Raw genomic sequence first — 12,959 nt, 5'->3', positions numbered from 1 at the left:
TTAATACTCCCTTTCTAAGGGGAATTCAACTGTGGCGATAGTACCCTCACTTGTTCCAATGATAGTAAATTCACCTGATAAATCATGTTCTATCATCATTTTTACAATATCCAAACCTAAAGACGGCTTCATAGTAGACTGACACCCTATACCATTATCCTGAACTTGAACTTTAATCATAGCTGTATGATTTTGAATGGTTACAGCAATTTCACCTTCATTTAATCCAGTAAAAGCATGTTTAACACAATTCTGAATAAGTTCATTAATGACCAATGCAACAGAGACAGCAACATTTGATTTTATTAAAAGTTTAGGACCTGAATATGTGATTGTAATATTTTTACTATCATGGTCATCACTACATACCAACATATTGCCTATTTTTTCAATTAAACTAAAAATCTCAACATCATCAATACTAGAATTTGATAGGATGATTTCGTATACAGAAGCAATGCTTAATATCCGATTAAGACTTTCAATAAAATGAACCCTGCTTTCTTCTGGAATCCCTCTCCTCATTTGAAGCCGCAATAGGCTTGCAACAGTTTGGAGGTTATTTTTCACACGGTGATGGATTTCGCGAATAGCAACTGTCTTCACTGTAAGTTCTCGTTCCTTTTCCCTAAGTTCAGTCAGGTCACGAAAAATAATGAAGGAACCACTGTTATTATCATTTTGGACCAGGCCGATCTTTTTCATTTGAAACACTTTATTCTTTATCGTTACTTCTTGAATGAGTAATTCGTCAGGAAGCAAACAAACCTCATGTAAGTTAGGAAAACATTCTAAAAAGGAAGTGCCATTTTTATACTCTTTGGAACACATTTCGAACAATAGATTCATAGCAGACGGGTTTGCATATTGAATTCGTAATTCAGAGTCTATGATAAACAAGGACTCTTCAATCACTTCATGGATAAAGGGACTATTTTCAGCAATTCCGAGCAGAAGCTCACTTAGAGTCTCATTTGCCTCTGTTAGCGTTTTCAATTTATCTTGGTTTTGAAGCTTATCACTGATATCCTTTTCCATAATTAACGTCCCAATCACCCGGTTATTTATGCCTTCAATAGGCACCACACTCTGCTCTACTTTTTTCCCTTCTTGTGTTAACGCATGGTTCAAGAAGATGGGCTTTCCTGTTCGAAGTGCATAAAAAACAGCTGGTTCAAACGTTTCATAGGCAAACTTACCTACGACAGGATTTTTGTATACCGATTTAGCTGTTGTGGGTGAAGCCTCCGCTACCACAATCGCATGCTTTCTTTCGCTAGTTGGACAATCGATAAAGACATTTGCTTGATTTAAATCAGCAATTAATGATAGATTTTGTACCACATCATTTATCTTTTGAATGTCATCGTCTGAGAGATCTGTATGTATTTTGCACAGGGAATACACTGCATTTATTTCATGATTTGTCATCCATTTACCCCCTGTCAGTAACTAGTAGTATTTAAATATATTAAATATTTTATATATCATCATTTGTAGTGTCAAATTAAGATTCTGGAAAGTAATAATATTCTAAACACAAAAAAGAAGCTGCATTTGGCAGCGACTGTTTATAACGGTTTAATCATCCTTTTACGTTTTTCAAATGTTGCAACTCCCTTAACCCCCATTTCCCTTAGGACTCCCGCATTCTCGGCAACATAATTTCCAAGATCATCTGGAAAATGAGCATCTGAGGACAGAGTAAATGAGACATTTTTGTTGACAAGAATTGATAAAAAATCAGGCCCTGGGCACATTTCTTTTACAGGATAGCGGTAATAAAGACCAGCATTTATTTCAGTTGCAGTATCCGTATCAATAAGAGCTTGGGCAATCCGTTCTTGCCACGTTTGGGTAAATGATTCGTTTTCTGCACGTACATTGAAGACTTTTAAGTTATCTAAATGAGCCACAAAATCAAACAAACCTGACCGAATCATTTTCTCTACAGTCCCGTAAAAGTGAGCATATAAAGTAAGAGTGTCCCATTCATTAAAAATGTGGATGGTTTCTGGATTGTCGAACCCCCAACCGTTAACAAAGTGGACAGACCCAATAACAAAATCCCATGGATAGTCCCCAAGCAATTTTGACAGTTCTTCTTCCCCTCCTGGAAAATAATCAGCTTCGAGACCGAGTTTTAAATGAACACCTTCTTTTTCCCATATTTTTTTTGCATTAACTATTACTTCGACAAAATGCTCCATTTCTTCATTCATCACTTTCGATAGCCAGTAATTCTGTAATGATCCAATGGTGTCATTCTGATCAAGATTCATTCTTTTGGAAAAATAATCAGCTGCTTCACGAAATCTATAAAGATGATCGACAATTCCAACCTCTTTTATCCCCAACTGTTTTGCTTTACGTAAATATAAATGTAACCATTCTTCACTATAACAACCCTTTGACAAACGCTCTTGTAAAGAATTTATTTGCTCTATAAGTCTTCCTCTAGAACCAATAGATGAAAAGGGGGATTCCTGAAATGCTTCTAATGCCTTTGCTGTCCGGGCCAGCCATTTAAAAGAATAGGGTCCTTCCTCTAAATGAACATGGTAATCTATGAGCATATCTAGATTCCTCCTTTCTTAACTAATCGATGTCCATTTAATAGTATTACGATTTAGTGATTTCACCCAATCATGGGGACAGTGTCTATTGGTAATAATTTCATCTACCATATCTATAGAACAGATGGAAAAAAAAGATGACTTACCTACTTTCGAATCATCTGTCAGTAAAAAGGTGGACGTACTCTGTTTAACCATCTCCGCTGAAACAAGTGATTCATCAAGGTCATATTCATAAATAGTCGTTTTTGTTACTCCGCCACATGAAATAAACGATTTGTTAATTTTCATTTGCGAAAGCATTTCAAGGGTCATGGCTCCTGCAACGGAAGATTGCTCCGGATTTGTTATACCACCAAGCATTATGACCCTCCCCGTCATTCTTTTTTCTTCTAATGCCAAATTGAATCTTTCTGCTGCTGCAATTGAATTAGTTACAACAGTAATATTTTCTAAGTTTTGTATCATATCAGCGATATGAACGGTTGTTGTCCCTACATCAATAGCAATAAAATCTCCATTGTTAATATACTGTGCGGCCCTTGCTGCAATTTTTATTTTTGCCTCCCTATTCAAATCGAGCTTACGTTGAAAAGCTAATTCCTTTTGTGAAGGAATAAAGGTTACCGCCCCACCATGAACCCTTGTTAACAGTTCTTTATTTTCTAGATCGGCAAGGTCACGGCGAATCGTTTCTGGAGTCACATCTAGTATGTCAGCAAGTTTAGAGACCCAGATTTTTTTCTCACCCTCTAACCTTTTTAAAATTGTTTTTTGTCTTTCTTCTTTTATCACATTCATTTAAGTCCCACCACATCTTCTGGCTCTATAAAGCAGTCATAAATTTTCCCCTTTTGTAAGGTTCCTGTCCCATGATGCAAACGCTCGCAAGAAAAACGGATACTCTCCGCTTCAAAAATAGTTCGAATCACATTACCGTGCATCGTAGAATCAATCGCTTCAGCCCGCATATGATAGGATGAAGGTGTTTGACTAAAGTGAATAGCTTCCGGACGTATGGCGTATTTTCCAAAGTCATTCCCTAAATGACGTTCTATTAGTTTTTCTAATTGTTCTCGTAGGATAATATTGTAATTCCCTATAAATCTCGCAATAAATTCTGATTCTGGCCTTGTATAGATGTCAATAGGGGTTCCCCTCTGGGCAATTTTCCCTGTCTTCATTACAAAAATGTGATCCGAAACAGCCATTGCTTCCTCTTGGTCATGAGTAACAAGTATCATTGTCATTTCCATCTCTCTTTGGATGTTGCGTAAATCTGTTTGAAGCCGCTTGCGAATTTGTGCATCTAGAGCACTTAGGGGTTCATCTAATAACAATACTTTTGGACGTACGACTAGAGATCGAGCTAAGGCAACTCGTTGTTGCTGGCCACCAGATAAATGGTTAGGATATGCGGCCTTTTTTTCAGTAAGGTGTACAACATCTAGGATGTGATCTACCCTCTCTTTAACCTCTGACTGTGGAACCTTTTTCATTTTAAGTCCAAAAGCCACATTATCCTCCACCGTCATATTTGGAAACAATGCATAGGACTGAAACACCATTCCTATTTCTCTATTCTTAGGTGCTACATTTCTCATATCTTTACCATCAATATAAACAGATCCTGAAGTTGCTTCTGTTAACCCTGCTAAGATACGTAATATGGTACTTTTCCCACACCCACTCGGTCCAAGAAGTGTAACAAATTCACCCTTATTCACTTCCATGTCAATACCAGATAATACAGGTGTTTCATGGTATATCTTTTTTATATCCTGAAGCAGTACATAACTCATCCGCGGGTAACCCCTTCCGACTTTTTCGCTAAAAATGCAGTAATAACAGTTGTAGCCCCCATAAGAATGATATATATTAGTACAACTGCACTAGCAATATGACCATTAGATTTTAAAACGGCAATTAAAAATATTTGAACCGTTTCAAATTGTGAACCTACCACTAAATTAACTAATACAAATTCTCCAAAAAGAACAGAAAAGGATAAGATTGATGCAACGAAAATTCCTGGATAGATGGATGGTAGTAAGACACGCCTAAAGGCCTCCAGTTTTCCAGCCCCTAATAGCTCTGCTGCATCCATTAATTCTCTTGCATTAAAGTTTCTTAAACTATTTCGAGTCCCCTGATACATAAATGGCAGAATACCAATTACATAGGCCCCCAACAAAATAAGGACCATAGAAAGGCCTGTACCTGAATATGAATTGATCAAGCCGACAGCTAGAATGATAGGTGGGAACGCATAGACCATCACAACCATAGATTGAATCCACTTCTCATATTTAGGATAGTAAATCACAATAATCAATATAGCTGGAATCATTAGAATAACTGCTAATATGACCGCACTTCCAGAAAGGATTACTGATCTACCAAAAGCTTCGATAAATCGTAGATCATTGAATAAGGAAGAAATCCATTTTAGTGTTAGGCCCTCAGGAAACACTGTTCTATTCCATTCAGTTGAAATCGCGTAAAGAGCGGTTGAAATTATCGGCAAAGCCAGGTATAAACTGGTAATGGCAAATACGAAACTATTAAACCTTTTCATGGCTGGGCCAAATCCTTTCTAGACTTCTTGATAAACCACTCATTTAGCAACATGGCAGATACCATTGTCGCTCCAAGTAACACAGCAATAGCACAAGCAAATTCAGGCTGTGCAAAAATATCTCCTTTTATCAAAGATCCAATTTTAATCGAGGCTAAATTATAACTACTTGCAGTTAATGCATAAGCGGATGCATAAGCGCCCATGGCATTGGCAAAGAGCACACTAAATGTTCCCGCAATTCCCGGCAGTAATATTGGGATGCCAATTTTCCACCAAAAAACAAATGGTGATGCTCCAAGCAGTGAAGCAGCTTCCTTCCATCTGTCCTGAATCCCATAATAAATGGGATAAAGCAGCATGAGCGCTAAAGGAAGCTGAAAATAAATATAGACTAATAACAGCCCGCTCCAGCTATATAAAGAAAACGAGGATGAAAAATCTACTCCCCATTTTTTAAAAAGAAGGGTGAAGAGACCACTATTTCCTAGTAGGATAATAAAGGCAAATGCAAGTGGTACGCCCGAAAAAGTGGAAGTGAGGTTTGATAATATTAGTATTTTTTCTCTTAAAGATTCCGAAAAGCGCATAATCGTGTAAACAGATAGGAGTGATGCTATAAGCGCTATAAAAGCAGACAATAATGACAAGGTTATACTATTCTTAAACCCTTGCAAAATATAGCTATCCGTTAATGCGTTTTTGTAATGTTCAACTGTGATTCCTGTAGATGCTGACGTAAAGCTACTAATTAACATATACAGCATGGGGACAATAAAGAATAACAAAACCATTGCCAAGAAGGGCAACATTAAAAAAATGGTATTCTTTTTTCTGCTCACAGCACCAAATCCTTTCCTTTTATCTCATTTTTTACAGGAATAAGAAATGGCACCATATCCTTGGACACTACTATTCCTAGTAAATGACAGGCAAGAGGAGCTATTTGCAACTGTGAAACAACCTCCTTATAAATACCTGGCTTTACTTTTTCAGAAAAAATAAATAGCGGTACATGTCGGTCCGCAACCGTGTTACCCCCATGATTACCATCTGCTGTCATACCGTGATCAGCCGTTACGATAATGTCATAGCCCCGCTCCTGACAAATCGGCAAAAACTGAGCTAAAATAGCGTCGACGGCCATTACACGATTCCTATATTCAACAGATTCAGCAGTATACTTATGACCATCATCATCTACATTCATGGGATGGATATATAAAAAGTCGGGTTCCTTTTCTTTTAATAGCCAAAGTGCGTCGGCAAACAAATGGTTATCAGGGTAATGGTCCTCAAAATAAAAAATTCCATTTTCAATTGGGTGCTCTTGATCTAATTGAATACGGTCCTCACCCCTTTGGAAAGGTGCACGATTGTACAACTCACTAACCCAATAATAAGCCGCAGCAGCGGTTGATTTCCCGCTGCTTTTGGCTAAATGAAATAGGCTGGTTTGTTTAGTTAATCTAACAACCTGGTTGCCAGTAATACCATGTACATGTGGTGGAGTTCCAGTCAATATGGTCTCGTAAAGCGGACGTGACAATGCGGGTAATTCAGAACGAACTTCAAAGCGTGCAACTTTTTTATTTTCCACAAGATGATGCATAAAACCCATGTGTGAACAAGCAGTATCAAAACGCAGGGCATCAATTACAATTAAAACCAATCGGTTATTTGACATGGATGAGTACCTTTTCCTGCCACAATTGTGGGATGGTCTTTGTTGTCTCCGCCCATGCCTTTTGATCTCCGACAGGACGCGCATTCTTATAAAGTTCATCTGGTAAAAGTAGTGCCTTTACATCATCGGACAGTTTTGCGTTTTCACGGATTGGTCTTGCGAACCCTTTTGCAAGATTTTCCTGCCCTGCATCAGATAAAATATATTCACGTGTTAACATGGCGGCGTATGGATGTTTGGCGTATTTGTTAATGACAGTTGCGTACCCTGATGTAACAGATGCTTCTTTTGGAATGGTAATTTCAAATCGATTCTTATCAATTTGACTACTATAACCTAACGCATTAAAGTCCCAAAGAATAGCAACTTCAATCTCACCTTTTTCAATATTTGCCACACTTGGATCCCCAGATAAACGGCCTTGCTTTGCTAATTCAGCATAGAAATCAATACCAGGCTGCAGATTCTTTTCATCTCCACCGTATGCATAAGCGGCTGCAAGAATAGCAAACTGTGCTTGACTTGCCACCAATGCGTCCCCAATACTCACTTTATAATCTCCATTTTTAAGGTCCTCCCAAGAAGTTGGGGGATTTTTCACTTTGTTTTTATCAGTTAGAAAAGCAATGGTTCCAGTGTAGCCAACAATCCAGTGCCCCTTATCGTCTTTTGCCCAATCGGGGATATCATTCCAATAAGAAGTTTTATAGGGAATTGTTAAATCTTTTTCTACAGCGATTGGTCCAAAAGCAATTCCAACATCCCCTATATCCCCACTCGCATTTTCTTTATCTGCTTCAAACTTTGCCAACTCTTCCGCACTGGACATATCTGTATCTTTATGTTTAATTCCGTATTCACTTGTAAGTTCTTCCCAAGTTTCTTTCCAATTTGCCCATGTGTCTGGCATAGCGAGTGAATTAATTTTCCCTTCTTTTTTCGCCTTCTGAATAATCTCATCTAAAGGAAGGTCTGTTTTCACTTCCTCTTTTTTCCCTGATGAACAAGCTGACAAAATGGATATAGACAAAACTGTGACGAGAATACTCTTCCAGAGATGTTTGATTTTCATTTGTATGCCCCCTTTTACTTTTTGGTTGACTTTTGTTTCTATCATGAATATATACAAGACCACAAAAAACATACCAGTAAATTTCTAAATATTTAAAATATTTTCCCAACCAACATTTTTGTTTATTTAGTAATTTATTTGGCAATAATAACCTCGATATAGATTGAAAGGATGGGATGTTTGATGTCATTAGAATGGTTTGACAGAGTATGTGGGGAATTACAGGATCATCTTGAGTCTATTTGTGAAGAATATGATCAAGTTGGCCAAATGACAGTTGAAAGAGCTGCCAAACATCCAAGAATCGAATTTTTCGTCGATACGGCAGATGTTGATACCGAAGAACTCGATCGTGATTATTTCTGCACCTTGTTCTTTGACCCGCAAAACGAGGAATTTTATATTGATACTTTCGACGTTGACAGTGGGCATACAGCGAAGATCATCCTTTCTGACATTGAGGAAATCATTCAAGAGGTTCATGAGAGCCTGCATGATTATATGAACGACGATGATCACTATACAGATGATGGAGTATACCTCAATACTTCTGAAGAATGTGATGATGAGGATGATAGCAGCGAAGTTATATATCAAACTATTGATGAAGATAACACCGATGAATACTACGAAGCAGAACAACTGAATGAAGACGATATTTTTGAAGAAATCGATGTGGAATGGTCAACACCAGAGGTAACTGCCTTTAAGCATGAGGATGAAGTCGAAGTTACCTATCAATTTGGGGTAGTACAAGAAACCGGAGATGGTGTCCTCAAACGAATTAACCGGATTTGGACAACGGATGAAGAGTTAATTAAAGATGAATCTCATTTTATTTTTAGTAAGGAAGAAGCAAGTACCATTATTGCGATGATCGCAAGCCATATGGACCAGTTAAGCGAGTTTGATTTTTAATTATAGGCTTTGTTAAACTTGCCTGTTGATTTCCGCTCCAGGCACGAGCGGTTCGTGGGTGTTTCGGCGAGCCTCCTCGGCACTAGCGCCTGCGGGGTCTCCCCTGAACCATACTCCCACAGGAGTCTTCGTGCCTTCCGCTCCAATCAACAGGGTGTAAAAATTAACACTGTTCTTTAACACAGCCTAATTATAAAGGAGGAGCATACTACTGTGGTATGCTCCTTTTCCTCAATCAACTGTATAATCGATTTCAATAAGATCCCATGCTGTAATGATTCCAAGCGGTGCCTCATCTGCTTTTCCGTTCTCAGTGATTATTACACCCTCTAGCTTTCGCTTCTTTTTATGTGCCTGTTCAAATATATTTTCTACCTCAAAAATGTTAATATCTTTAGCTACGATTTCGATTGGGTGTTCCTTTTCGTACATCATAATGTCGGATACATGGATGTCAGATAAGTTCACCATACTGTTTTCCATATTTTGTGCCATCTATTTTACAATTGACCCTGCTGTCAGAAGACCGTTACATGTTTTATTTTTATAAATTGGAAATTTTGAATAGCCGTACTCTTTAATAGCTGTAGTTACTTTTAATATCCTATCCTGAAAATCAAAGAAAACCACATTTTTCGTTGCAATAGATAGTGCGTAATTAGGCCGGCTAAACACGTTGGCGATTTTTTCAATATGAGATACCACCTTGGCATTTGGCTCAGCAATATAAAAGCCAATCTCCATTTTTTCATGAACAATGGCATTACGAAGTCTAGCATACTGTTCTAAGTCCTTTTTATAGGTGTCAATCATTTGATATTTTTTAGCGCCAACCTTGACCAATACCACAAATCTATCATCTTTAATCTGTACGATATCCCTAAGTGCATCATGTACTTGATTAAAAGCTACCTCAAAACGCTCCGATAGTAACGGACTCTGTTTTTTATTCATATAAGACGAGCTCTCCCATTTCAATGCTTTTTTATATTATTTATCCACCATTTTTATAGTAAAATCAATACTTGTTATTTTCAAGAAAATTCGGTTTCCCAATTTTATTCGTAAAATTATTGATTTGCTAGAATGGTCACAATCTGATCCTCTATTTTCTTCCCCTTCACTTCTTCTATCAAATTGTTTAACAGGATTGAAAAAATAAGCGTTTGCCCGTTTTTGGTTGTTACATATCCAGAAAGCGAGCTTACTGTTGAAAGAGTACCTGTTTTGGCTTTCACTTTTCCAAGAGTATTCGGACCTTTCATTCGGTATCTTAAAGAGCCTCCGACCATTTTGTCTCGGACACCTGCTACTGGTAAAGCATTTAAATAACTAGGAAACCATTTCTCTTTTTGAACTAAAAATAAGAGCTGTGAGAGCTGATTCGCTGGAATTAAGTTGACATGAGAAACTCCCGACCCGTCTCGTATAACCATTGTTTGAGGGTTGAACCCAAATTTTGACATCTCTACATTTAAAACTTGTAATCCTTTTTCCCAGCTGCCTTCACCATAAACCACCCTTCCCATTTCCTTCACTAAAATTTCGGCATGTCCATTGTTACTTAACTTCATAAAAGGCACAAGCAGTTTGGACAGTGGCATAGATTGATGAGTGGTTAATATTTTAGCGGAGTCAGGCACCGTTCCCGTTTTGATTTTTCCAGTTACGGAAATCCCTTGATTGGTTAATGATTGTTTTAAAAGGGTAACTGCATAGAGAGTTGGGTCCCATACCCCTACCCATTCTTTTTCAGGTTTTGCTTTTACAGGAATAGTCCCTTCGATAATTATTGTATTTTTAGCATGCTCCCGTTCGATCGTCATTTCTTTTATTCCACCCTTAGCGACCGTTTCAGCAAGGTTTATGATTTTTACATAATTTGTTTTCGGGGTCATTTTCACCGTCGGCTTGTCCCCTGCTTTAAGACCTGGTTTTACTTCAATTTTGACTGACCCGGCGTCAAAATCTACGGTTGGAGATGTAGTAAGTGCAGATATTTGTGCTCCATAATGCTCTGTTTCGTCACTCCAAGGCAAGTCTAATGAATAGCGGACGTCATCATACCACGAATCATCACCGAACAGATTTCCTTTTATTCTTTTGATTCCTTGCTTTTTAATGTTCTCGGCCATCCGATCAAAATCAGTTTTTAATAGGGTTGGGTCACCTTTTCCTTTTATGTATAGATCCCCATTAAGGATGTTCCTTTTTATCGGACCATCTGCGAATACTTGAGTTGAGAAGGAATAATTCTCACCCAAAACATTTAGAGCTGCTGAAGCCGTTAAGAGTTTCATATTAGAAGCAGGGCGTAACCGAACATCGCCTTGATAATCATAGATGACTTGCCCGCTCATAGCTGACCGAACACTAATTCCTGCAATGGCTCCTTGTAAAGCTGGCTCATTCATCAATAGTTGGTTGAGCTGTACAGTGATGTTTGCGGGGGGACTCGTAGCATTTACATGTATGTTAGGAACTGTTGCCCAAAGCAATAGGTTGATGAAAAATACAATTTTCAATTTTAGATTCAAGCGTAATCCAGCCTTCCCTTTTTCCTTGAGTTTGTCCAAATAGTACCATTTGTATGTTGGATTCAATAAAAATGTGGTTCGAATTCCAAATAATGTATATTAATACAAAACACCTTAAAAATGGCACAAAACAAAGTGATTTTTGCACAAAACACCCTAAAATAAGCACAAAACCAAGAGATTATGGCACAAAACCATCCCAAAAAAGCACAAACTTCATATCACCTTATACTCAAAGCCAGCAAACAGTGTATTATTACACTCTCCCCTACAAAACTGTAATATTTTTACTCAAATATGCCCAATTTTGTGGTGCGGGCAAGCTTATTTGCCAAAATGTAGTCCCTACTAACTGGTACAGATCCATCAACCGATACTTTTCTACAAAACTACGAATATCCTCAAACCAAACAATATGCTCCTCAGCACCTTGATAGTAGCGAAACCAAGGTGATTTAGCCATATTATCGAATTCAATCATCGCCCCCTTAGCAATAGCTTGATTCTGGGCTGCGAGTACAGATAGTGCACGGGTAACATGGGTAGAAACCACTTTGTCGTAACCATATAACGGCAACGCAATTTGAAGTTTACCATGTTCAACCTGAGTAATGGTATATTGAATAACCTGTTCCATCCAATTAATTGGAGCAATTGGATCAGGCGGTCCACCTGGGTATCCATAGTCAATCGTCATCACAGCCATAATGTCTGCTACTTTTCCAATTGCCGCATAATCGTAAGCACCAATAATGCGGTTAGTCGGAATATCAGCTATCTTTGCATGTACATTCACCTGCAAAATAAGATCTCCTAGGGCAAGCTTTAACTCTGTTAAGAAACTAGTAAAAACATTTCGCTGGGCTGGTGGTATAAATTCAAAGTCAATACTGACACCACCAAATCCCCTCTCGAAAGTTAGAGTGACTATACTTTTAACCAAGTTTGATCTAAAAGCAGGATCTTTTAACACCTTTCCCGCCAACTCTGCACTAAACTTATTGCCAGTATAATTCCTAATCATCAACAATGGGATAATGCCTAATTCTTTACTTCGTGTAACAATCCCAGCATCATCAACTTGATTAAAAGCATAACCTTCCTCCGTAAAGGAATATGCAACAACTGCTACATACGTTAATTGACCAGCGAGAGTATTAAGAGTCAATACATTGGCAGTTTCAGACGATGGTACCAGAAAACCAAGAGTAGCTATTTCTAATTTTACAAGTGAAGGGATATTAATCACTTGGCCAATGGTAAGACGGTTAGGATTCAAGCCTGAATTTGCAGCCAAAATACTTTCTATAGTTGAGCTATATTGTTGTGCAAGCTGCCAAATATGGTCGCCCGCTTTTATTCGATAGGAACGGATTGGCAGCAGGTTATCCGGAAGATAAAGGGCAAGGCCAGGCACGATAGAAGTAGCGGATGGCAGTCCATTAAGCTCTACTATCGTTTGTATAGAAACACCATATAAGGTTGAAATGGTCCACAAGTTTTCGCCAGCAGCTACAACATGAACAGCCATAACATCACGCTCCTTTATTTACCATCATATGGTCCTAAAAAGTGAATATACTCTCCTACA

13 protein-coding genes are annotated in these 12,959 nt (G+C 38.1%); 1 reads left to right on the top strand and 12 read right to left on the bottom strand.

Annotated features, from left to right (window positions below):
• The 8 genes from RCG25_RS11225 to RCG25_RS11190 form a co-directional block, all read right to left on the bottom strand.
• Entirely contained in the window at positions 1-1,431 is a 1,431-nt protein-coding gene (locus tag RCG25_RS11225; protein ID WP_308083737.1) for a histidine kinase N-terminal domain-containing protein, read from the bottom strand.
• A 140-nt stretch (positions 1,432-1,571) separates the two neighbouring features.
• Positions 1,572-2,576, bottom strand: coding sequence for a histidinol phosphate phosphatase domain-containing protein (locus RCG25_RS11220; protein WP_308083736.1), 1,005 nt, complete (start codon positions 2,574-2,576; stop codon positions 1,572-1,574).
• Between the two features lie 18 nt (positions 2,577-2,594).
• Positions 2,595-3,377 (bottom strand): DeoR/GlpR family DNA-binding transcription regulator, encoded by a 783-nt coding sequence (locus RCG25_RS11215; protein WP_308083735.1) that lies wholly within the window; start codon positions 3,375-3,377, stop codon positions 2,595-2,597.
• The gene (locus RCG25_RS11210; RefSeq protein WP_308083734.1) at positions 3,374-4,378 is read right to left on the bottom strand and encodes an ABC transporter ATP-binding protein; all 1,005 of its coding nucleotides are present in this window, start codon (positions 4,376-4,378) and stop codon (positions 3,374-3,376) included. The genes RCG25_RS11215 and RCG25_RS11210 overlap by 4 nt, the downstream gene beginning before the upstream one ends.
• Complete coding sequence (locus RCG25_RS11205; protein WP_308083733.1) at positions 4,375-5,154, bottom strand: ABC transporter permease; 780 nt, start codon at positions 5,152-5,154, stop codon at positions 4,375-4,377. Before RCG25_RS11205 ends, RCG25_RS11210 begins: the two co-directional genes overlap by 4 nt.
• The gene (locus RCG25_RS11200) at positions 5,151-5,966 is read right to left on the bottom strand and encodes an ABC transporter permease (protein WP_308084155.1); all 816 of its coding nucleotides are present in this window, start codon (positions 5,964-5,966) and stop codon (positions 5,151-5,153) included. The genes RCG25_RS11205 and RCG25_RS11200 overlap by 4 nt, the downstream gene beginning before the upstream one ends.
• A 26-nt stretch (positions 5,967-5,992) precedes the next feature.
• Positions 5,993-6,841: an alkaline phosphatase family protein gene (locus tag RCG25_RS11195; RefSeq protein WP_308083732.1), complete on the bottom strand. Its 849-nt coding sequence runs from the start codon at positions 6,839-6,841 to the stop codon at positions 5,993-5,995.
• Positions 6,831-7,913 carry an ABC transporter substrate-binding protein gene (locus RCG25_RS11190; RefSeq protein WP_308083731.1) on the bottom strand — a complete coding sequence of 361 codons (1,083 nt, stop codon included), beginning with the start codon at positions 7,911-7,913 and terminating at the stop codon, positions 6,831-6,833. Before RCG25_RS11190 ends, RCG25_RS11195 begins: the two co-directional genes overlap by 11 nt.
• Before the next feature lie 183 nt (positions 7,914-8,096).
• Between RCG25_RS11190 and RCG25_RS11185 the strand changes: the two genes are divergently transcribed.
• Complete coding sequence (locus RCG25_RS11185; protein WP_308083730.1) at positions 8,097-8,831, top strand: hypothetical protein; 735 nt, start codon at positions 8,097-8,099, stop codon at positions 8,829-8,831.
• A gap of 231 nt (positions 8,832-9,062) precedes the next feature.
• Here the strand turns inward: RCG25_RS11185 and RCG25_RS11180 are convergent, their stop codons facing one another.
• The 4 genes from RCG25_RS11180 to RCG25_RS11165 form a co-directional block, all read right to left on the bottom strand.
• The gene (locus tag RCG25_RS11180; RefSeq protein WP_308083729.1) at positions 9,063-9,314 is read right to left on the bottom strand and encodes a hypothetical protein; all 252 of its coding nucleotides are present in this window, start codon (positions 9,312-9,314) and stop codon (positions 9,063-9,065) included.
• A gap of 12 nt (positions 9,315-9,326) precedes the next feature.
• Positions 9,327-9,785, bottom strand: a complete 459-nt coding sequence (locus RCG25_RS11175) for a hypothetical protein (RefSeq protein WP_308083728.1) — start codon at positions 9,783-9,785, stop codon at positions 9,327-9,329.
• 116 nt (positions 9,786-9,901) lie between these two features.
• Entirely contained in the window at positions 9,902-11,407 is a 1,506-nt protein-coding gene (gene dacB / locus RCG25_RS11170; protein WP_308083727.1) for a D-alanyl-D-alanine carboxypeptidase/D-alanyl-D-alanine endopeptidase, read from the bottom strand.
• A 229-nt stretch (positions 11,408-11,636) separates the two neighbouring features.
• Positions 11,637-12,899 carry a LysM peptidoglycan-binding domain-containing protein gene (locus RCG25_RS11165; RefSeq protein ID WP_308083726.1) on the bottom strand — a complete coding sequence of 421 codons (1,263 nt, stop codon included), beginning with the start codon at positions 12,897-12,899 and terminating at the stop codon, positions 11,637-11,639.
• Positions 12,900-12,959: the final 60 nt, after the last annotated feature.

The organism is Neobacillus sp. PS2-9 (genome assembly GCF_030915525.1).
Classification (GTDB): domain Bacteria; phylum Bacillota; class Bacilli; order Bacillales; family Cytobacillaceae; genus Neobacillus.
Note: the sequence above shows the minus strand (reverse complement) of the source record. Positions and strands in the feature narration are given on the sequence as shown.

Coding starts and splice junctions, on each gene's coding strand:
- RCG25_RS11225 (WP_308083737.1), bottom strand. CDS start 1,431: ATGACAAATCATGAAATAAATGCAGTGTATTCCCTGTGCAAAATACAT.
- RCG25_RS11220 (WP_308083736.1), bottom strand. CDS start 2,576: ATGCTCATAGATTACCATGTTCATTTAGAGGAAGGACCCTATTCTTTT.
- RCG25_RS11215 (WP_308083735.1), bottom strand. CDS start 3,377: ATGAATGTGATAAAAGAAGAAAGACAAAAAACAATTTTAAAAAGGTTA.
- RCG25_RS11210 (WP_308083734.1), bottom strand. CDS start 4,378: ATGAGTTATGTACTGCTTCAGGATATAAAAAAGATATACCATGAAACA.
- RCG25_RS11205 (WP_308083733.1), bottom strand. CDS start 5,154: ATGAAAAGGTTTAATAGTTTCGTATTTGCCATTACCAGTTTATACCTG.
- RCG25_RS11200 (WP_308084155.1), bottom strand. CDS start 5,966: ATGTTGCCCTTCTTGGCAATGGTTTTGTTATTCTTTATTGTCCCCATG.
- RCG25_RS11195 (WP_308083732.1), bottom strand. CDS start 6,841: ATGTCAAATAACCGATTGGTTTTAATTGTAATTGATGCCCTGCGTTTT.
- RCG25_RS11190 (WP_308083731.1), bottom strand. CDS start 7,913: ATGAAAATCAAACATCTCTGGAAGAGTATTCTCGTCACAGTTTTGTCT.
- RCG25_RS11185 (WP_308083730.1), top strand. CDS start 8,097: ATGTCATTAGAATGGTTTGACAGAGTATGTGGGGAATTACAGGATCAT.
- RCG25_RS11180 (WP_308083729.1), bottom strand. CDS start 9,314: ATGGAAAACAGTATGGTGAACTTATCTGACATCCATGTATCCGACATT.
- RCG25_RS11175 (WP_308083728.1), bottom strand. CDS start 9,785: ATGAATAAAAAACAGAGTCCGTTACTATCGGAGCGTTTTGAGGTAGCT.
- RCG25_RS11165 (WP_308083726.1), bottom strand. CDS start 12,899: ATGGCTGTTCATGTTGTAGCTGCTGGCGAAAACTTGTGGACCATTTCA.